This window comes from Thalassobacillus cyri (assembly GCF_900107755.1).
Taxonomy (GTDB): domain Bacteria; phylum Bacillota; class Bacilli; order Bacillales; family Halobacillaceae; genus Thalassobacillus; species Thalassobacillus cyri.
This window is the reverse complement of the sequence record NZ_FNQR01000020.1, coordinates 51,332-71,664: the sequence shown is the minus strand read 5'-3', so window position 1 is coordinate 71,664 and position 20,333 is coordinate 51,332. Positions and strand designations below refer to the sequence as shown.

At 41.8% G+C, this 20,333-nt stretch carries 15 protein-coding genes; all 15 read right to left on the bottom strand.

The window, feature by feature from the left end; translation table 11 throughout:
• Positions 1-288: 288 nt before the first annotated feature.
• Entirely contained in the window at positions 289-1,482 is a 1,194-nt protein-coding gene (locus tag BLV00_RS18525) for a NupC/NupG family nucleoside CNT transporter (RefSeq protein ID WP_093046427.1), read from the bottom strand.
• 255 nt (positions 1,483-1,737) lie between these two features.
• Entirely contained in the window at positions 1,738-2,346 is a 609-nt protein-coding gene (locus BLV00_RS18520; RefSeq protein ID WP_245729018.1) for a CAP domain-containing protein, read from the bottom strand.
• A 169-nt stretch (positions 2,347-2,515) separates the two neighbouring features.
• Positions 2,516-3,016 (bottom strand): hypothetical protein, encoded by a 501-nt coding sequence (locus tag BLV00_RS18515; RefSeq protein ID WP_093046426.1) that lies wholly within the window; start codon positions 3,014-3,016, stop codon positions 2,516-2,518.
• Between the two features lie 86 nt (positions 3,017-3,102).
• The gene (locus BLV00_RS18510; RefSeq protein ID WP_093046425.1) at positions 3,103-4,218 is read right to left on the bottom strand and encodes a Ger(x)C family spore germination protein; all 1,116 of its coding nucleotides are present in this window, start codon (positions 4,216-4,218) and stop codon (positions 3,103-3,105) included.
• Positions 4,215-5,351: a GerAB/ArcD/ProY family transporter gene (locus BLV00_RS18505; protein WP_093046424.1), complete on the bottom strand. Its 1,137-nt coding sequence runs from the start codon at positions 5,349-5,351 to the stop codon at positions 4,215-4,217. Before BLV00_RS18505 ends, BLV00_RS18510 begins: the two co-directional genes overlap by 4 nt.
• Positions 5,335-6,861 carry a spore germination protein gene (locus BLV00_RS18500; protein ID WP_093046423.1) on the bottom strand — a complete coding sequence of 509 codons (1,527 nt, stop codon included), beginning with the start codon at positions 6,859-6,861 and terminating at the stop codon, positions 5,335-5,337. The genes BLV00_RS18505 and BLV00_RS18500 overlap by 17 nt, the downstream gene beginning before the upstream one ends.
• A gap of 123 nt (positions 6,862-6,984) precedes the next feature.
• The gene (locus tag BLV00_RS18495) at positions 6,985-8,277 is read right to left on the bottom strand and encodes an NCS2 family permease (RefSeq protein WP_093046422.1); all 1,293 of its coding nucleotides are present in this window, start codon (positions 8,275-8,277) and stop codon (positions 6,985-6,987) included.
• Positions 8,278-8,395: 118 nt separating this feature from the next.
• A complete protein-coding gene (gene proC / locus BLV00_RS18490; RefSeq protein ID WP_093046421.1) occupies positions 8,396-9,211 on the bottom strand; it encodes a pyrroline-5-carboxylate reductase in 816 nt (271 codons plus the stop codon).
• Between the two features lie 344 nt (positions 9,212-9,555).
• Positions 9,556-11,049 carry a potassium/proton antiporter gene (locus BLV00_RS18485; protein ID WP_093046420.1) on the bottom strand — a complete coding sequence of 498 codons (1,494 nt, stop codon included), beginning with the start codon at positions 11,047-11,049 and terminating at the stop codon, positions 9,556-9,558.
• A 129-nt stretch (positions 11,050-11,178) separates the two neighbouring features.
• Complete coding sequence (yhbH, locus tag BLV00_RS18480; RefSeq protein WP_093046419.1) at positions 11,179-12,345, bottom strand: sporulation protein YhbH; 1,167 nt, start codon at positions 12,343-12,345, stop codon at positions 11,179-11,181.
• 547 nt (positions 12,346-12,892) lie between these two features.
• Positions 12,893-13,108 (bottom strand): hypothetical protein, encoded by a 216-nt coding sequence (locus BLV00_RS18470; protein WP_093046431.1) that lies wholly within the window; start codon positions 13,106-13,108, stop codon positions 12,893-12,895.
• A gap of 109 nt (positions 13,109-13,217) precedes the next feature.
• The gene (odhB, locus tag BLV00_RS18465) at positions 13,218-14,516 is read right to left on the bottom strand and encodes a 2-oxoglutarate dehydrogenase complex dihydrolipoyllysine-residue succinyltransferase (RefSeq protein WP_093046417.1); all 1,299 of its coding nucleotides are present in this window, start codon (positions 14,514-14,516) and stop codon (positions 13,218-13,220) included.
• A complete protein-coding gene (locus BLV00_RS18460; RefSeq protein ID WP_093046416.1) occupies positions 14,503-17,382 on the bottom strand; it encodes a 2-oxoglutarate dehydrogenase E1 component in 2,880 nt (959 codons plus the stop codon). Before BLV00_RS18460 ends, odhB begins: the two co-directional genes overlap by 14 nt.
• Before the next feature lie 241 nt (positions 17,383-17,623).
• Positions 17,624-17,785, bottom strand: a complete 162-nt coding sequence (locus BLV00_RS22100) for a hypothetical protein (RefSeq protein ID WP_176791714.1) — start codon at positions 17,783-17,785, stop codon at positions 17,624-17,626.
• A gap of 158 nt (positions 17,786-17,943) precedes the next feature.
• Positions 17,944-19,839: a PrkA family serine protein kinase gene (locus BLV00_RS18455; protein WP_093046415.1), complete on the bottom strand. Its 1,896-nt coding sequence runs from the start codon at positions 19,837-19,839 to the stop codon at positions 17,944-17,946.
• Between the last annotated feature and the right edge of the window lie 494 nt (positions 19,840-20,333).

Genomic DNA, 20,333 nt, shown 5'->3' with positions numbered 1-20,333 from the left:
CGTTTAATAATGTGTAGTTTTTCTTCGGGGGTATACTGGCTCATAAGAGCACCTCCTATTGTCAGATGAGTGTCCAACAATAGGGGTGCACTGCAGCGAAGCCTGAGGAAGCTCACCACATGCCCATAGAAAGCGAGTGATTTCCCGGACCTCCAAACGCTCACACCATAACGGAAACAGTTTCTCTCGAAACTGAGTCTTCAGCAAAAGGAAGCTTATCGGTAAAATCAGAGCCTATACAAAAAAGTGCTATCCTTACTTAAAAGGATAGCACTTCCTATCAGGTTCTTATAGAAATAGTCCAGCAATTGTTGCAGATAGAACAGAACCAAGCGTAGCACCAATCAATAGTTTCATACCGAAACCGGAAACTCTTCCACCTTTTTCTGAGTCGATCCCCTGCACCGTACCAGCAATGATACCGATGGAAGAGAAATTAGCGAAACTAGTCAGGAACACGGTGACAACACCAACCGTTTTTTCAGAAACTTGATCCAGCATGTTCTGGAATTCAAGCATAGCTACGAATTCGTTTGTTACAATCTTAGTACCCATGATGGCACCAGCATCGATAACTTCAGCAGCCGGAATGCCCATCAATAGACCGATTGGAGCAATGACATAACCTAAAGCTTCCTGCAAGGTGAATCCATTGAAGATTCCTGCAAATGCCCAGTTCACTAATTCTAAGGATGCAATGAAAGCAATCAGCATGGTTGCAACGATCAAAGCGATACGTCCACCATCAAGGGCACCGTTACCCATCGCTTCGAAAAAGCTCTTCGCATTGGAAACATCCTGGATTTCCACTGTGTCTTCTTTCTTGTCCACTTTGACAGGCGCAATGATAGAAGCTACGATCAAAGCACTGAACATGTTCAATGGCAGAGCTACCAGTACATATTGGGCCGGAAGCATTCCCAGGTAAGCCCCTACGATGGAAGCAGAAACAGACCCCATTGCAGATGCGCTGACAATATAAAGACGGTTGTCATTCAATTGATGGAATTGAGATTTGATTGCAATCAAAGCTTCGGACTGACCGAAGAAAATACTGTTGACCGCGTTAAAGGACTCGATTTTTGGAAGTCCTGTGATATATGACAATGCCTGTCCCAGATATTTAATGATGAAAGGCAAGATTTTCAAATAAGTCAATACCGATAAGATAGTAGCAAAGAAGATAATCAATAACAGTACGTTGAAAAAGAATACGCCTCCGCCGCCTTCTTCGACAGCAATTCCCCCAAGTACAAAGTTGACACCTTCTGAACCAAACTCAATCAATTTATTGAAACCAGCAGAAATTGCTCCGATGATTGCTTGTCCGACATCTGTATTGAACATGAACCATGTAGTAAACAGCTGCAAAGCAAGCATGATTCCAATTCCACGAAGGTTGATATTCTTTTTGTCATTGGACATCAAAAATGCAATACCCAGCACGACGACAATGGCCAAAAGACCTAATAAAATTCCCATATTTTCTTCCTCCCTCAAAGTTGTCCGTCCCATAATGAAAATGCTTACATAGGATCATTTCATATTGGATTCTATCAGGTTGTCAGACGTCATGCAAGTGTAATTTTAAGTCATAAAACTGAAATCCTTGTCATATCAACGTTTACAATTTTTGAAAGTCTTGTGAACGGTCGATCTTTTTTACTATTTTCCTAAGGACTTTATTCACCTTAACAAAATTATTAGGAGACGTCATCACGGTTATGTCCGTTGCTGTTATTTTTGAATGAAAAATTGTACATAGTATCCCTTTCCGTTCTTTCCTTCTGCATACCCTGCTCCACTATGTGTCATCCTGGTGTTTAATATATTTTTTCGGTGACCAGGGTGCCCCAGCCATTGGGAAACAACTTCCTCGGGATAATACGGTGCGACCGCTATATTTTCAGCTGCACGTTCGAAGTCTATTCGGAAATCACGAAGCATCATAAAGGGAGAACCATACGTAGGTGATTGGTGACTGAAGTAGCTATTTTCAGCCATATCTTCAGCTTTCGCAGCTGCGACACGTTCCAACGCCTCATCCATATGCAACGGTTTGATCCCTTTTTGTATTCGTGCTTGGTTGGTAAGCTCAACTACTGTTTCTGTAATTTCTCCGGAAGGAATCCGCAGCCGGTCTCCTGGATAAATCACCTCCGGATTCTCGATATGATCATTGCTCTCTATAAATTCACTCAAAGAAAGATCATAACGGAGAGAGATTTTCCACATCGTATCCCCTGGTTTCACATGATAGGTCATTGTTTTTGCATCTACCTGATTTTCTATTCCTGTGATCAGCAAGAAAATGAACACAAACAAACATACGAACCATTTTCCCACGTTTTTTCTCTCCTTTACGAAGATATCTGACTTAGTTTCTTCTACTTTATAAGTTTTCATGTACACTAGTAAGACATGACTCATCACCAATTCCCAGGTATTTTCTTATCCTTTAATCATTAAAGTAAAATGAAAACGCCAGACCATTGAATCATGATCTGGCGTACTATTAAAAATGGAATGAGCGTGCTACATCAAGTAAATCTGATTTTTCCACGTCGTTATTGTTGTCTGCAAAGTTACTCGGACGATAAGTCATCTTGTAGGTGACCCCGTCTTTCTGCCATGTCACTGATTTAGCAAATGAATTATCAACGTACTGGCCGGAAAGGGAATCAGTAATGGCCACTTGTTCTGGTGAAAACAAGTCTGGTTCGACGTTCCCCTCAATAAACTGGAGGGTCAATAAATCATTTTCATCGGTGTAAAAGCTGAGATCCAGCGCCTCAGCACCATCGATTGTATATATATCTGACACCATCATCACCATCTCAAACGGAATGAACTCCGGCAGATCCAAATCAAAATCTAATTGGTTTGCTGCCTGTTGTGCCTGATTCTGGTCATAATCAAAATAGCCGTGCGGTACCGCTTTGGTCGTCTGGCATCCAATCATCAATACGATAAGGAACAATATTCCGGCATAAACAACCACTGATTTACCTTTCATGTAAGCTCCCCCTGCTTCAAAATTTTCTCTACCATTGTAGACGGTTTCAATAAGCAGAAAGTTTCACAATTTGACAAAATTCTTCCTTAATTGATGATGCCATGATTTTCAATGGTAACCTTCACTTTCGGGGTGATTTCGATATTTGGGTATTCTTTTTTCCAATCGATTTTTTTCCATGTCTTGTAATGATAGGCTTCTAACCTTCTTCCGATACCGAATACATCCGATTCTGCTTCCTTTAACTTTGCTATAATTCCTTCAGCATCCTTCGTGAGAAGTTCCGATAACTTTTTCTCCAGCTTCTTTACTTCTTCCTTTTTTTCCAGCTTGTCATGTGGATATTCTACAATATTCATACGCAAATCAAGAGTAAGGTCTACTTTTACTTCTCCTCCAGATGTATTTATATTCAACTTACGTTTCTTTCCCTTCACTTCGGTGGTTATATAATTCATTATTCGAAATTCTTCTTTGTCACTGACTTTTTTAGTGATCTGGGCTGTATCCCCTAAATAGTCCATCATCAGCAAAAGCAATGTTGCGTGTTCCAGAGGGATTTCATCTTTATAGGAGCGTTCCTGTATCAATCCCAGGCCTCTGAATTCGATTACCCCACTCTTTTCATCCATAGATAAATGGGGCAAAACAAAGTCCTGCCCAGGCTCGAACATTTCGGCACATATCAGTTGCAGGTTTTCCCCCGTCGTATGCGTGGCATGTTCCATCGCCTGTAATAAACCTACGATGTGTTTACTGATACTTGTCTCTTGCTCGGTGTTAACTTTAACGACTTCCGCTGCTTCCTCTTCCACAATGGCTACTAATGCATTCAAATTACTCCTGGGATCTCGATAGTAGGAGTCTAATATTGAATAGATATCCTTTTTAGCCAGTTCTTCTCCTATCAAAATAACCTGCATCTTAGCTGGGTCATATATATTAGACAATTTTTCATCAATTTTATGCCTTACATCTCTTGAGTTTTCACCAACTGCTGTCAGGATTTCCACCAGTTGTTGGCTAGGGCCTTCTGCTTGTCTTGTTACGGTGGGGATAAAGACTGTACCTTTAATGCGTCCATCATCCCTTAAGTCGTATGCAACAGCTAAGACCAATTTCACCTCTTTGAAGCTGCGCTCGTCCCAACAGCCGGTCAGTAACGTCACACAGATTAAAACCAATACTAACTTTTTAATCATTTGGTATCACTTCCCTGTGTCCTTTTTCTACGCAGTAAAGCAACGATAAATAGAAGGAAAGGCAGGATACCAGAAAATAGATACCCGAACTTTAAAATCATACTGCCGAATTTCTCTACATCTTCCTTGCCTTCGCCCGGGATATAGGTCACAGCCAGTATCAAAACAGCGGACCAAATAAAAAAATGCTTGCTACTCTTTGCATTAAGGATACGGGTAAAAGTTGTACCAGCCATAAACAGATAGGCCGTGAATGAAGTCGATACTGAAACTACCCAAATAGATAAAAAGAACATATCCAGGCGGCTTACAATACTGAATTCAAATGCTTTCAAACTATAAAGTACAGGAGAAGGCACAAGCTTTATCTCCTCCGGACCAAAGAATCCAAAAGTGACAAACAACGTATACAGATAAAAAACAAGCACAAACCAATGAGAGAAAAATATTGTTTTTAATTTTTGTTTATCGTTCCCTTGCACAAAAGGATAGATAAATAAAATAATGATGAATCCCAGAAAAGATAATACTCCAGCATTAATGCCGTTAAGTATGTTTGTCCACCCTGCCTTACCTATTGGTAATAAATAAACGATCTGAATCTCTGTAAGAACATACAGGAGCGCAATAAACAACATCACCAAGAGCCCGGATAGGAGGGTGTAAATTCTTGCCATGACGGTAACACTGCAGCAGACCATATATATACCTGCCATGATCATAAGAAAAACAACAACAAATTTTGGTGTCTCAGGGAGTATCCATAACTTTAAAATCCTTGAATATAAAACTAAAACTAAAGCAGCCACTGCAATAAAATAAATACTAAAGAATAAATTAGTTACTTTCCCTGCCCATTTCCCGAGAATTTTTTCTGTATATTGAGGCAGGTCTTTATCAGGGAACCTCTTTGCAAGCAGCCAAAAGAACAACAGAACAATTTGAAGGAGAAGACTGGCAAGCAATAACGATATCCAGCCATCATGGCCAGCTGCCTTTTGAAGGTCATAAGGCAAGGTCAATACGCCGACCCCTATCTGTGTCTGGACAATCAGAAAGAAGAATTGCCGAAGAGATATCTTTTGTCTCTTTTGCTGGGATTGGGTCCCTGAGGTATTACTTGGATTTGCCACGGTTCTTCCACTCCCTTGATTTACCCATCGATTTCATCTTTTGAGGCCTGGCATCCTTCGGTCTGGTGTTTAAAAGGTATAATGGTAACCGAACGAATGTATCCTTTAGATCTTTCAAGCGCAACGGTGACACCGGAGCGAAATAAGGCACGCCGAATGACTCTAATTTGCTTAGGTGGATGATGATGAACATCATGCCAAAAACGATGCCAACGAACCCCAATGTCCCTGCCATAATGATTAACGGAAATGTTAATATACGCAGTGACGTACTTAGTTCATGAGATGGTACGACATAGGAGGCAATCGCAGTCAAAGCAACTACGATAACCATGAGATTTGATACGAGTCCAGCCCGTACGATCGCATCCCCAATAACTAAACCACCGACGATACCAATTGTTTGACCGACAGGCGCCGGCAGCCTTAACACGGATTCACGTATCAATTCCAACAGTACTACCATGATCAATGCCTCAATTAGCGGAGGATAAGCAATATCATTAATCGAACTTTTGACCGGAATAATAAGATCAAATGGCAGCACTTCATAGTGAAAAGCGATAATAGCAATATAAAAGGCTGGCAAACCGATAGCAATTACAAAACTCATCAACCGGATCAACCGAATGAAAGTTCCAGAAAACCAGCGGGAATTATAATCATCCGGAGATTGATAAAACATAAAAAAAGTGGCAGGGAGTATAAGAACAGTCGGACTTCCTTCAGCTATCAAAGCGACTCTTCCTTCCATGATATTTGCCACAACACGGTCCGGACGTTCGGTACTCAAGACTTGAGGAAAAGGAGAAAATGTAGAATCCTCAATGAATTCTTCCATATAACCAGGACTTAAGATTTCATCTGCTGTTACAGTTTCAATCCGCCTGACCACTTCATCAATTAATTTCGGATCAGCTATACCATCCATATAAGCAATAGCTATATTGGTGTTTGTTTTCTTTCCTACTTTAAAATATCTCATTATTAAATCACGGTGTTGGATGCGCTTCCGAATCAGGTTGATATTGATCATCAGATTTTCAACAAAACCTTCATGGGAACCACGCACGACTTTTTCGTTATCCGGTTCTTCCACACTTCGGTTGAATACAGATGTAACACTGAATTGGGTAAGTTTTTTATTCCCATCTTCTATAAAGACAGCATGACCTTGTAGAAGATTCTTGAGGGATTCCTCCAGGTCTTCTGTATGGCTGCCATGAGGCAATTCAGAAATAGATCCCCATTTCCCTTGTTCTATCGGATTGAAAATCTGCTCTTGCATTTGTTCATTATCAGCAAGCGACTCGAAAAACAGGATTGCAGCTGTGCCATCCTGTAAAATTCTTACCTTTAAATCGCTCGATAACATTAGGGCTTGAGTGAGATAATCGATATTATCGGAAAGCTTCGAAAAACTTGGTTGTTTCGGTTCTTTTTTATTTGTACTGCCTGTTAGATCATCCAGATTTTTGTTTTGCTCTGACCTGCGTCTGCGATATCCCATCCCACTCACCACCTAAATCAATACATAATTGTTCTTAGTATGAACGATAATGGTATCTTTAGTCATTTATGGATAGAGTCAAAAAAAAACCATCCAGCTTTTTGGATGGCTTCTCGTTCTATATTAATGTGCAGGGAAGAATATCATTTGGAGAATGAAAATTATTCCAAAGGTATATAAAATCCAGTGGACTTCTTTCCCTTTCCCACTGGCCAGCTTCAATAAGGGATAGGTAATAAATCCTATCGAAATTCCAGTTGCTATGCTTGATGTAAGCGGCATAGTCAAAATAATTGCAAAAGCAGGAAAAGCTTCATCAAATGTTCTCCAATCGACGCGTGCGAGCCCTTCCATCATAAAACAGCCCACGATAATCAACACTGGGGCTGTAATTGCTGGCAAATTGGAAATGGCAGCTACGATCGGAGATAAGAAAATAGATAGGAAAAACAGCATCGCCACGACTAAAGAGGTCAAACCTGTCCGTCCGCCGGCTGCTACTCCGGAAGTAGATTCGATATAGGCAGTTGACGGACTTGTACCAAACATGGACCCGGTAGTAGTAGCTATTGCATCAGCCATCAAAGCGGATTTCGCCCGAGGCAGACTGCCATCTTCTTTTATAAAACCAGCCTGCTCGGCAACCCCGATCATGGTACCAGTGGTATCAAAAATGGTCACCAGCAAAAACGCAAAAATCACTGTATATAATCCATTAGCGAAAACACCGCTGATATCAATATCAAAAAACACGGGAACTGGAGGTGCCGAAATGAACCCTTCAAATTGAAGCTGGCCGGTGAAATAACCGATGACTCCGGTAATCACCATGCCAAGAAAGAGCGCACCCTTTACTTTCCTCGCCATCAAGGCCAATGTAATGAATAAACCAGTAAGAGTCAGCAAAGTCACCGGCTGGTGCAAATCCCCAAAGGTCACCATTGTCGCTTCGCTTGGAACGACTATTCCTGACATTTTCAGTCCGAGAAAAGCGATAAAGAGACCGATTCCAGAAGTGATTCCGTATTTTAATGAAGCAGGTATTGCCATAATCAACGTCTCTCTCAACTTGGTCAAGCTTAATAAAATAAATAAGAGGCCAGCTATAAAGACCGTTCCGAATACTATTTGATAAGATACCCCTTGAGAAGCAACCACACTGGCAAAATAGGCATTCAACCCCATTCCAGGTGCTATTGCTATCGGGTAATTAGCTGCAAAAGCCATAATCAATGTACCCACTAAAGCAGAAATGACCGTTGCCATAAATACTTGTTCAAAAGGAACTCCTGCTGAAGAAAGAATAGCAGGATTTACAACCACGATATATACCATAGTTAGAAATGTAGTTATTCCTGCCATCACTTCTGTCCGTGGGTTCGTATTATTTTCTTGGAGGCGAAAAACTTTAGACATACAAACACCTGACTTTCCGAATAATAGTAACAACATTTAATATATTATTCGTTTTTAGCAGGTTATGCAACCCCTTCTCATATAATAGATCATAAAAAAAGCCGATTAACGGCTTCTTTCATTTCTTGCTTTCTGATAAGTATTTAGCTCTTTTTGTACAGGCGTCCATTGCAGATTGAACTGCCCCCCTGAAACCGGCACTTTCAAGGGCTGTTACCGCTTCAATCGTAGACCCACCAGGGGTACAGACATCGTCCTTCAGCTTCCCTGGATGTTCTCCAGTCTCAAGTACCATCTTGGCCGCTCCAAGCACAGCCTGAGCGGCCAACTTGTATGCCTGGGTTCTCGGAATCCCTTGCTGCACTGCTCCATCCGCCATCGACTCAATGAACATATAAGCATAGGCTGGTGCTGATCCACTGACTGCCGGAATGGCATCCATAAGTTTCTCCGGCATCACTTCAGCTTTTCCAAAGCTTTCAAAAATATCTCTAACTTCGTTCAGCTCTTCCATAGTGATATACTCATTCGGGCACAATACACTCATTCCTTCTCCAACAAGTGAAGGGGTATTCGGCATCGTCCTCACCACTTTGACCTGATGGTCGAAGGAATTTTCAATATCGGAAACCGTAATGCCTGCAGCAATCGTTATGATGATAGCATCTTTTCTTACAAAAGATTTAATCTCTTCAATCACTTCTTTGTAAATATACGGTTTGACAGCAAGGAATAAAATGTCACTTTCACTGGCTAATCGTTTATTATTATTCGATGTATCAATATCGAAGCGGAAGGCAGCCCCTTCGATCGTTTCATCTGTAATTGCTGTAGCGGAAACTTGCTCTTTATGGACAACCCCCGCTTTCAACATCCCCTGGATCATCGCCTGGGCCATATTCCCACAGCCGATAAATCCTATCTGCTTCTCCATTCTTTTCTCTCCTTTCAGCACAAACCGTTTTTAATTGTAGGATAATTATATTCAAAAAACAATTTATTAAAGATGATTGTTTCGACAATAATCGATATAACAATTCTTTCTGTTATATTCCCCATGAAAACCTAAAATACCTTCCTTTGACAAGATTCTTTGACTGTAAAACATGAAAATGGTATAAATTTCTGAGAAAGGGTTTACAAATAGATTACACTTTCTTATAATTAATCATGTAATATATATCATAACGATTCAAAAAAAATATCATAGCTGCTACGAGAAAAGCCGAGCTGAAATCAGCTCGGCTTTTCTCGTGACATATAAAACACTTACTTTTACTATTCTTCCTTTTCTACTCCCTCTTTAACATCACTCAAAACTTGTTGCACTTGTTTTTTCACATGTTTCGAAACGGTCACATACAGCGTGTCACCGGCTAATATCTTCGTCTGCCCATACGGAGTGATAATGTCACCATTCCGAATGATCGCATTAATCAATGCCTTATCTGGAAACTGTAAATCTTCCAGCTTTTCACCGGTAATTCGATTATTTTCAGAAACGTCGAATTCAATAATTTCCACGTTAGCCTTCCCGACTGATATCAGCTCCAGTGAATGAATAGGATTGCTGAGCTTATCAGAAACGAGGGACAGCTTTTCTGCCAGCCAGGTAATCGACGCCCCTTGTATCAGGGCAGATGTCAATACAATGAAAAAGACAACATTGAAAATCATCTGATTGTTTTCTACCTCTGCCAGCATTGGAAATATGGATAGAACAATCGGAACAGCCCCGCGCAGTCCTGCCCATGAGAGCAGAAGTTTTTCTTTATTTGTAAAACGGAAAAATGCGAGTACCAGATAAACAGCAGCAGGCCGTGCGACGAACATTAAAATCAAGGAGATTAATATTCCCCTCACCATGATATCTGAAGTGAAAACCTCTGAAGGGAAAACAAACAAACCTAAAATGACGAACATCAAGATTTGTGCCATCCAGCCAAACCCTTCGTTGAAACGTAAGATAGAGTAGCGATAAGCAAGCTCGGCATTACCAATGACAACTGCTGTTAGATACACAGCTAACAGACCGCTGGCTTGTGCAAGCGAGCTGATGCTGTAAGAGAGTAAAGCGAAAGCAATAGCAAAAAGCGGGTAAAGTCCGCTTGAGTCCAGGTTGATCCGGTTCAGTGAGTAACTGGCTATGTACCCTAGTAAAAGTCCGACTATGGCCCCGACTCCCATCTGCCAGAAGAACAGACCAATCAAACCAATGATGCTGGAAGAATCTTCAGTCAATAACTGAATGAAGGTGATCGTAAGAAAGACTGCCATAGGGTCGTTAGTACCCGACTCCACTTCCAATGTGTCTTCAAGTTTATTACGAATATTCTTCCCTTTCAGTACAGCAAACACAGCTGCAGCATCTGTGGAACCTACAATTGAACCGACCAGGAATGCTTCAAGCCAGGAAGCCCCAAGGATGTATTTAACAAACATAGCTACAATACTAGTTGTGAGTACAACACCGAGAGTTGCTAACGTAATCGAGGGGGCCAGGACTTTCTTCATACCTACCCACTTCGTCTGCAACCCCCCTTCAAATAAAATGATCACTAAAGAAATTACCCCGATAATTTGTGCCAATTCAGGATCATTAAAGTAGATGATATTCAATCCATCTGACCCTACCAGCATGCCGACTAGTATGAACAGAACCAGTGACGGCACGCCAAGACGCGATGAAAACTTTGTGACGACGACACTTGTGACCAATAATAAAGCGATTAAAAGTATGATTTGATTATACTGCAGTACCTCTTGAATCATTTTGCTGGAACACCTCAACTGAAAGCTTGTAATTATACTATTATAGACTTTTTTACTTATGGGTAAAAACATTCCACTCCTTACATGGACTAAAACCTAAACAAAAAAAGAACCAGCTCAATGAGCTGGTCAAACGGTCATTTCTTCTTCTTTTTCACTTAAGAACTTTTGCATGGCATAAAGGACATCGGCTTTTTTCCGTAATACATAATAACTGAACTTCGGGTGTTCTATCTTTTTATAGACCTGCATTAAACTGGAATGGCGATTATATTGGTTTACTTCCCCATATCCAAAAAGACTTGATACCTTCAAAAGCTCCTCGATAAGCTGAATACAACGTTTATTGTCTGATGTTAGATTATCTCCGTCTGAAAAGTGAAAAGGATAAATATTATACCTGTCTGGAGCATATTTTTCGTCGATAAGCTCAAGTGCTTTCCGGTAAGCCGAAGAACAAATCGTTCCTCCACTTTCCCCCTTGGAGAAGAAATCATCTTCACTGACTACTTTCGCTTCTGTATGATGGGCGATAAACTCGATATCCACCGTTTCATATTTTGATTTCAAAAAGCGGTTCATCCAAAAGAAGAAGCTTCTTGCCATATATTTTTCCCATAATCCCATCGAACCTGACGTATCCATCATCGCTATGACTACCGCTTTCGACTCTGGTTTTACCACGTCATTCCATGTCTTGTAACGGACATCCTCGGGGTAAATCGGAGCAAATGAAGAAGTACCTTTCATGGCATTACGTTTGAAAGCTTCCAGCATGGTACGTCTCTTATCGATATTTCCAGTCAGCCCTGTTTTCCTGACATCACTGAATTCGATATCCGTGGTAACAATATTATCTTTCTCTTTTTCCTCCAGATTCGGCAGTTCTAATTCTTTAAATAATGCTTCTTCCAACTCAGCAAGACTGATTTCCGCTTCATAGTAGTCTTCTCCGGCCTGATCTCCGGCTCCTTCACCTTTTCCTGCTTTCTTGTCTCCAGATCCATCTCTTGCTACTACATCGCCTACCTGGCTGTCTCCATCCCCCTGACCAACATGTTTATTCTTATCATGATTGTAACGAATCTTATATTCATCCAGTGATCTAATTGGTATCTTAACAACATGTTTGCCTTTAGACATGATGATATTTTCTTCGGTGATCAAATCTGGGAGTTGATTCTTCATGGCCTCCTGAACTTTTTCTTGATGGCGCTTCTGGTCGTCATGTCCTTTTCGGTGGAGGGACCAATTTTCTTCTGCAATCACAAAATTCTTCTCTTCAGCCAACGTCATCCCCTCCTGCTATAGTATTATTCTATTCTATGCAGGTTTGTCGATTTTGATTAAATATTCAGACTATTAATTTAAAAAAATACCAATCATATTCAAAATATAGGCTTTAAAAAGCTTGATTTGACAATGATTCAGTCAGCCCGTACTCTATTCTATTAAATTTAACGGATACCCCAAGAAAAAGAGAGCAATTGCTTTCCATGCTAAAATTTGTCCAGGAGACAGTGATATCCTCCCCTAACTGGGTGACGTTCTTACTTAATGCATTCAAATTCCGGTTTCTCTCCATCTTATTCTTCCTTACAGCAACATTTACCCCAAAGAACAAAAAACGCAAGCGCCTTGCTCACCCCCGACAAGCTTAAGCCAAGCCTCGTCGTGACGTTTTTTGTCACAGAGAGGCTTGACTTAAGACCTCGAGGGGGTAGGCGCTGAAGCTAGATTCAGCCTACTTCAAAATGTAATCCACAATCATTATATTTTATAATTTCCTAGATAATAAAAAAACACCTCATGGCAACGATCCATGAGATGTATACTGGTATTATTAATCCTCTTCATTTTCTTCGTTATTCTCGGCTTTCATTTGTGCAAGGAGTTCTTCACTCGCTTTTTCTGCTGAGGTTACTTCTGTCAGACCCATAAAAGACCAGCCTCTTGATTCAACCCAGTCCATGAACTCATTCAAAAATTCATCATGGGTGAGATCAACATCATAAATTGCTCCATTTATGGAGATCGTTTTTTTCGGGTATAAAATCATGTTGAAAGAACGCGGTGTCTTCATATGATCCCACCTTTCCTGTTAGTACTTACAATGTATCAGAAAAAACGAATCCCCGCCACATTCGATGACGAGGATTCACAAAGTTTTAACCTTCCAGTAATAGATCGTACGGATCTTCGATTAATTCTTTCACACGTACCAGGAATTGGACTGCTTCCTTACCATCGACGATACGATGGTCATAAGAAAGGGCAATATACATCATTGGGCGGACCTCAATGCTGTCATCCGGCATAACCATGGCACGCTTTTGAATGTTGTGCAAACCAAGAATTCCTACTTGCGGCGCATTCAAAATCGGTGTGGAAAGCATCGAACCGAAAGTACCTCCGTTTGTAATCGTGAACGAACCGCCTTGCAGTTCATCCAACTGCAATTCTTTGTTGATCGCTTTCTTGGCAAGACGGGAAATATCTTTTTCAACGCCTGCAAAGCCTAAGCGGTCTGCATCACGGATTACTGGTACGACAAGACCTTCATCAGTGGATACAGCCATCCCGATATCATAGAATTTCTTCTTCACAATTTCATTTCCTTGAATTTCTGCATTCAATAGTGGGAATTCTTTCAAGGCACCGATAACAGCCTTCGTGAAGAAGGACATGAAGCCCAGTTTGATATCATGTTTCTTTTGGAAGTCTTCTTTACGTTCTTTGCGCAGCTGCATGACGGCCGACATGTCTACTTCATTGAACGTTGTCAGCATCGCAGAGTTTTGTTGCGCTTCAACCAGGCGCTTTGCAATTGTCTGACGACGGCGAGACATTTTCACGCGCTCCACCGGCTTATCGAATTCTGTTTTTTCATTATTTTTCTCTGCTTTTTTCTCTTTTTTAGGAGCTTCCTGCTTCGTTTCTTTTTCCTGAGACCCACTGGCAGCAGCATCTACATCTTCAGGGCGGATACGGCCTAATGGATCGCGGGCACTAATCTCACTAAGCTCGATACCCAGTTCACGGGCACGTTTTCTCGCAGCAGGAGTTGCTACGACATCGCCTTTTCCGCTTTCTTTCTCGGCAGCTTTTTCTTCTTTTTCTTTTGGTTTTTCTTTCTTTTCTTGATTAGCTTCTCCTTTAGGCTCTTCTTTCTTCTCTTCTTTTGGCTCTTCTTTTTGATCGGAGGAGTCATCAGAAGATCCGCCAGCTTCACCATTTTCATCTACTTTGGCAATAACATCGCCAACTTCGACGTCATCTCCGGCATCTTTTACGATTTCCGTCAAAACTCCGCTGGCATCAGCATTTACTTCGACGTTAACCTTATCTGTTTCAAGTTCCAGAATCGGATCGCCTTTTGATACCTTGTCTCCTTTTTTGACAAGCCACTCGGCAATCGTTCCTTCTGTAATAGACTCAGCTAACTCAGGGACCTTAATTTCTTTCACTTGAATCTCCTCCTTTAGACATCATAAGTGCTTCATTGATGATACGTTTTTGTTCTGTCTTGTGGATATTCGGTTCACCGACTGACGGAGAAGCACGATGAGGACGTCCGACATAACGGTGGATTTGGCCTTTATTTAGTAATCGATGGAGGATACCCTCGACGAAGTACCAGCTCCCCATATTCTGCGGTTCTTCCTGTACCCATACCAACTCTTCTAAATTGGGATATTCATCCATGATTTCTTTCAAGCGCTGATCAGGGAATGGATAAATTTGTTCCACCCTGACACCAGCAATCGAGTCAAAGTTTTGGCCTTCTGCCTTTTCGGTAGCGTCTTCTATCTCGACCATGATTTTACCGCTTCCGATCAGTAAAGTTTTTACTTTTTCTTTATTTTCACTTAAACCAGGCTGACGTGTGATGGTGTTGAATTTCCCTTCACTGAAACGTTCACCTGGATCAGCTATACGCTGGTTCCGTAATAGACTCTTAGGAGTCATTAACACCAATGGACGAGCTTCTTCTTTACCGCTGATGGCAGCTTGTCTGCGCAATAAGTGGAAATATTGAGCAGCTGACGTAACATTCGCTACCGTCCAGTTGTTTTCTGCTGCGAGCTGTAAAAAACGTTCCAAACGGGCGCTGGAATGTTCCGGTCCCTGACCTTCATAACCATGAGGCAGTAAGAAGACCATGCTTGTCTTCTCTCCCCATTTCGCTCGACCAGCTGCTACGAATTGGTCAAAAATAACTTGCCCGGCATTGGCAAAGTCACCAAACTGAGCTTCCCACAATACAAGTGAATCGGGTGCCTGGACACTATATCCATATTCAAACCCTAACACACCTGCTTCGGAAAGTGGGCTATTGTGAATAGCGAACGATGCATTCGCCTGCTCCAAGCCGTGCAACGGATTGTATGTTTCCCCTGTTTCGACATCGTGAAGGACCATATGACGGTGAGCGAATGTACCACGTTCACTATCCTGGCCGGTAAGTCGGATTGGCAGGCCATCTTCTAAAATAGAAGCAAATGCTAATGCTTCCGCTGTGGCCCAGTCTACTTTACCTCCATCATCCAGCATCTTGCTTCTACGCTGCAGGATTTTCTCCAGCTTCTTAAAACCATTGAAGCCTTCCGGACGCTTCAGCATGCCTTCATTAAGAGCCTTCAGACGCTTAAAATCAACAGCTGTTTCAATCTCTTCCAACGTGTTTTCAACCGCTTTTGGAAGCTTCTGAGCCTCTGGTTCAGCTGTTTCATTTTCCTTCATGTTCTGATAAAGCTCACGAAGTTTGTTTTCACCTTTTACTTTCATCTCTTTGAAGTCTTCTTCTTTGATGACACCTTCCTGCTGCAGTCTTTCCTGATAAATAGTTGCAGCGGTAGAATGTTCATCAATTTCCTTATATAGGTGCGGCTGTGTCGCACGCGGTTCATCCATTTCATTGTGACCGTAGCGGCGGTACCCCACCAGGTCGATCAAGAAATCTTTATGGAATTTGATACGATATTCATAGGCAAGTGCTGCCGCGGATAAACAAGCGATCGGGTCATCAGCATTAACGTGCACGACAGGGATTTCAAAACCTTTTGCCAGATCACTCGCATAGCGCGTAGACCGGCCATGTTCACGGTCTGTGGTAAACCCGACAAGGTTATTGGCAATCACATGAATTGTACCGCCAGCGCGATAGCCGGGCAGATCACTCATGTTCAAAGTTTCTGCGACTACACCTTCACCGATGAAAGCTGCATCACCGTGGATCGTGATACCGAAAGCCCGATCTGGATGATGCTGAGGCAAACCGGCTTGAGAGCGGTCATCCTGAGCAGCCCGCGTGAACCCTTGAACTACCGGATTGACAAACTCCAAGTGGGACGGGTTATGTGCAAGCGTCACACGTGTAGAATGCTGTTCACCTTTTTTGATTTCACGGCGTGCACCAAAGTGATATTTAACATCCCCGGTCCATCCATAGTTGATTCCCATCGACCCCTCAGATGGAACCAGTTCCTTATCCGGAGAATGATGGAATTCAGAAAAGATCTTATCATATGGCTTGCCGAGAATATGAGCAAGTACATTCAAACGTCCACGGTGGGCCATGCCCATCATGATATGTTCCGTTTCGTCGGAATAAGAAGACTGGATGATATGTTCAAGCATCGGAACCATGATGTCCAAACCTTCAATCGAGAAACGTTTTTGCCCGACAAAAGTTTTAGCGAGGAAATTCTCGAAACCTTCAACATCCAATAATCGGTTCAACAGCTGTTTTTTTTCTTCGTTGCTCAAAGAAACGATGAAGGAACCAGTGTCGACCTTATCTTGCAGCCATTGCCGCTCTTCTTCATTATTTACATGGTCGTATTCGAAAGAAATTGTACCTGCATAACGTTCTTTCAACGTTTTGACCACTTGAAGAGCATTTTTCAAGTTAACTGGGGAATCTGGCCACACCCAGTTTGCCGGAATGGCTTCTAAATCTTGTTCAGTCAAATTGTAGGTAGCCGGATCAAGAAGCTCTGAATACCGTTCTTTCCCCCCAACGGCATAAATGTCCGCTTCTAAGTGTCCATGACGACGAATAGCCTCAACAAGTTTATATGCTGAGGTCACCTTTGCAATATCCTGTTCTGATGGTGCAGCTACGCCATTGCTTGTAGTGCGTTCGGCTCCAGCTTCCATCCAGACAGGCGCCCCATGCTCATCGAACATTTCCTTTAAAGAAGGATCGACGGCATCAGGGTCTTCTGTATAAAGTTCATATTGTTCTTCGATGTACCCCGTGTTGGGGCCGTGAAAGTTTTCCCAAAAGCTTTCCTGTGACCCATTGTTTGACAAGTTGATTACCCCCATGTAGATTTGTCTATCGTTGTGATTGACGTAAACGTTTGCAAACCCAAATAACATTATAGGCTCGAGTGATTTGTTCTTCAAGAATTATAACCTAATTATTCGACTGAAAACAACAAATTCATTATAACAAGAAAGACGCACCAGTGGGTACGTCTTTTACAACTTTTCAACAATGTTAAACATGTAAAGCCTGGAAGAATGATGTCAATGTGAAAAATACTTGGAATTTAAGTTGTATGGTTTATTTTTCGTGCTGTTTGGGATCAGGATCCTGGCCTTTATCTTTCACTTCTTCATTCGTATTCATACGCTCCATTACTCTTCCTTGATACTTCATTTCTTTCATATCTTTTGCCATCGAACTGTTATTAGGCTTATTCTTCTCCATTCTTTTATCACCCATACGCACACCACCTTTTAAATTCACTATACCCTATCATTCTTCTGGAAAAACCTGAAAGTTATGAAGATCAGTTACCAGAGTACACCTATTGAAATAAAGCGTATTAAACAGCAAAAAAAAGCATGTGAAAGATTCTCCTTCCACATGCTTTTTAGTGCTTATCTGTTTAATAGACTTCCTACATAACGGAGCAGTTCATTTGCCGAGCTGGAATTATAACCATACTCATCTACCAATGTAGCAATCACTTCATTCATTTTCTTCAGTTGCTGCTCATCAGGCGTTTTCGTAGATGTGGTAATCTTAACGATATCTTTGAGATCAGCAAACAATTTTTTCTGGATCGCTTCCCGCAGTCGCTCATGGGAGTGATAATCGAACTTTTTCCCTTTACGGGCATAAGCACTGATGCGGATAAGAATTTCTTCACGGAATGCTTTTTTGGCATTTTCTGAAATTCCAATCTGTTCTTCAATCGAACGCATCAACTTTTCATCTGGATTCATTTCATCACCTGTCAGCGGATCTCTTATTTTAGCCTTGTTGCAATAAGCCTCTACATTATCCAGGTAATTGTCCAGCAGTGTGACTGCCGATTCTTCATAGGAATATACGAATGCCTTCTGGACTTCTTTCTTCGCCAATTCATCGTATTCTTTACGCGCGACGGAGATGAAATTCAAATAACGTTCTTTATCTTCTTTAGATATAGACGCGTGACTATCCAGCCCATCCTTCAATGACCGCAGTACATCAAGTGCATTAATTGAAGTCATCTCTTTCTTAATAATTGTAGAAGAGATTCGGTTGATGACATACCGTGGGTCAATGCCGCTCATTCCTTCATCCGGATGCTCTTTTTGCAATTCTTCGACATCCACATCACTGAAGCCTTCTACATTCTCTCCATTATAAAGCCTCATTTTCTTCAATAAATCCACCTGGCCACGGGTAGAATCTTTAAGCCGCGTCAGAATCGTGAACATGGCAGCAATTTTCAGCGTATGCGGGGCGATATGGACGTCCTTGATATCACTCTGACGAATCATTTTTTCATAAATCCGCTCTTCCTGACTGACTTTCAAATTGTAAGGTACAGGCATCACAATCATCCGTGAGTGAAGCGCTTCATTCTTTTTATTAGCAATAAAGGAACGATATTCTGCTTCGTTGGTATGAGCAACAATCAGCTCATCTGCCGAAATTAACGCAAACCTTCCTGCTTTGAAATTCCCTTCCTGGGTCAGGGACAATAAATGCCATAGGAATTTCTCGTCACACTTCAACATCTCCTGGAATTCCATCATCCCACGGTTCGCTTTATTCAGTTCACCATCAAAGCGGTAGGCACGCGGATCAGACTCAGAGCCATATTCTGCAATCGTCGAGAAGTCGATCGAACCAGTAAGATCAGCAATATCCTGTGACTTCGGATCAGATGGACTAAAGGTACCGATACCGCAGCGTTTATCCTCTGAGAAGAAGATGCGTTCCACCTGCACATCCTCAATTCTTCCGCCATATTCTTCTTCGACGCGCATCATATTGAGAGGCGAAAGGTTGCCTTCAATCCGGATGCCGTATTGTTCTTCAAAATCAGGTCGTAAGTGATGCGGAATCAAATGCAGTGGATCTTCATGCATTGGACAGCCTTTGATAGCAAAAACCGCTCCCTTATCTGTATGGGAATACTTCTCTAACCCCCGTTTCAAGATATTGACCAGAGTAGATTTACCTCCACTGACTGGTCCCATCAATAACAAAATCCGCTTCCGGACATCCAGCCGCTTGGCTGCCGGGTGGAAATATTCCTCGACCAGCTTCTCCATCGCATCTTCCAGTCCATAAATCTCATGTTCAAAGAATTTGTACTTATGATGCCCCTGTTCTTCTTCAATCCCTGCGTCTTTAATCATATTATAAACACGCGAATGTGCAGATTGAGCTAAATAAGGCCTTTCTTTCAGCAACTCTAAATAATCAGAAAAGGTTCCTTCCCATTTCAGCTTCTCCTCTTCTTCCCGGTAACTTTGAATCTTTTTTAAAATATCCAATGTACTACCTCCCCTGTAGATAATGGGCAAAAGCTGATTAATAAAGTCTATGTAGCAAATGTATAGGTGATGAATAGATAATGAGAAGAAGTAAGAAAAACTTGTCCCTTGTTCAAAAGCAATAGTGTTCTGGACATATTTGGCGGTACAGGCTTGCTTAAAATTTTGCGAGTCAGCGTTTTCGTGGACAAGTTATTTTTCCGTGCTTGATCCCCTAGGGAGTTCATTTCCAATCCAATTTGCCCCGCGACTCCTTTCCAGAAATCGATCTGGAGGACAAAGGCGCAGGTGCCTTGCTCACCCCCGACAAGCTTAAGTCAAGCCTCATCGTAACGTTTTTTGTACTATAATACAGACTAACTTTATTAAAGGATCAAAGTATAAGAAAAACTAAGGCTTTCGCCATTAGGATGCGGCGATAAGCCTAGTTTTTCTAATCACAGAAAGGATTGACTTAAGACCTCGAGGGGGTATTCGCTGGAGCTGGATGTGGC

Bases quoted from the DNA above. Each gene is read 5' to 3' on its own strand.
- BLV00_RS18485 (WP_093046420.1), bottom strand. From the start codon at position 11,049: ATGATTCAAGAGGTACTGCAGTATAATCAAATCATACTTTTAATCGCT.
- BLV00_RS18495 (WP_093046422.1), bottom strand. From the start codon at position 8,277: ATGTCTAAAGTTTTTCGCCTCCAAGAAAATAATACGAACCCACGGACA.
- BLV00_RS18460 (WP_093046416.1), bottom strand. From the start codon at position 17,382: ATGGGGGTAATCAACTTGTCAAACAATGGGTCACAGGAAAGCTTTTGG.
- BLV00_RS18470 (WP_093046431.1), bottom strand. From the start codon at position 13,108: ATGATTTTATACCCGAAAAAAACGATCTCCATAAATGGAGCAATTTAT.
- BLV00_RS18515 (WP_093046426.1), bottom strand. From the start codon at position 3,016: ATGAAAGGTAAATCAGTGGTTGTTTATGCCGGAATATTGTTCCTTATC.
- BLV00_RS22100 (WP_176791714.1), bottom strand. From the start codon at position 17,785: ATGGGTGATAAAAGAATGGAGAAGAATAAGCCTAATAACAGTTCGATG.
- BLV00_RS18500 (WP_093046423.1), bottom strand. From the start codon at position 6,861: ATGGGATATCGCAGACGCAGGTCAGAGCAAAACAAAAATCTGGATGAT.
- BLV00_RS18525 (WP_093046427.1), bottom strand. From the start codon at position 1,482: ATGGGAATTTTATTAGGTCTTTTGGCCATTGTCGTCGTGCTGGGTATT.
- yhbH (WP_093046419.1), bottom strand. From the start codon at position 12,345: ATGACGTTGGCTGAAGAGAAGAATTTTGTGATTGCAGAAGAAAATTGG.
- BLV00_RS18510 (WP_093046425.1), bottom strand. From the start codon at position 4,218: ATGATTAAAAAGTTAGTATTGGTTTTAATCTGTGTGACGTTACTGACC.
- proC (WP_093046421.1), bottom strand. From the start codon at position 9,211: ATGGAGAAGCAGATAGGATTTATCGGCTGTGGGAATATGGCCCAGGCG.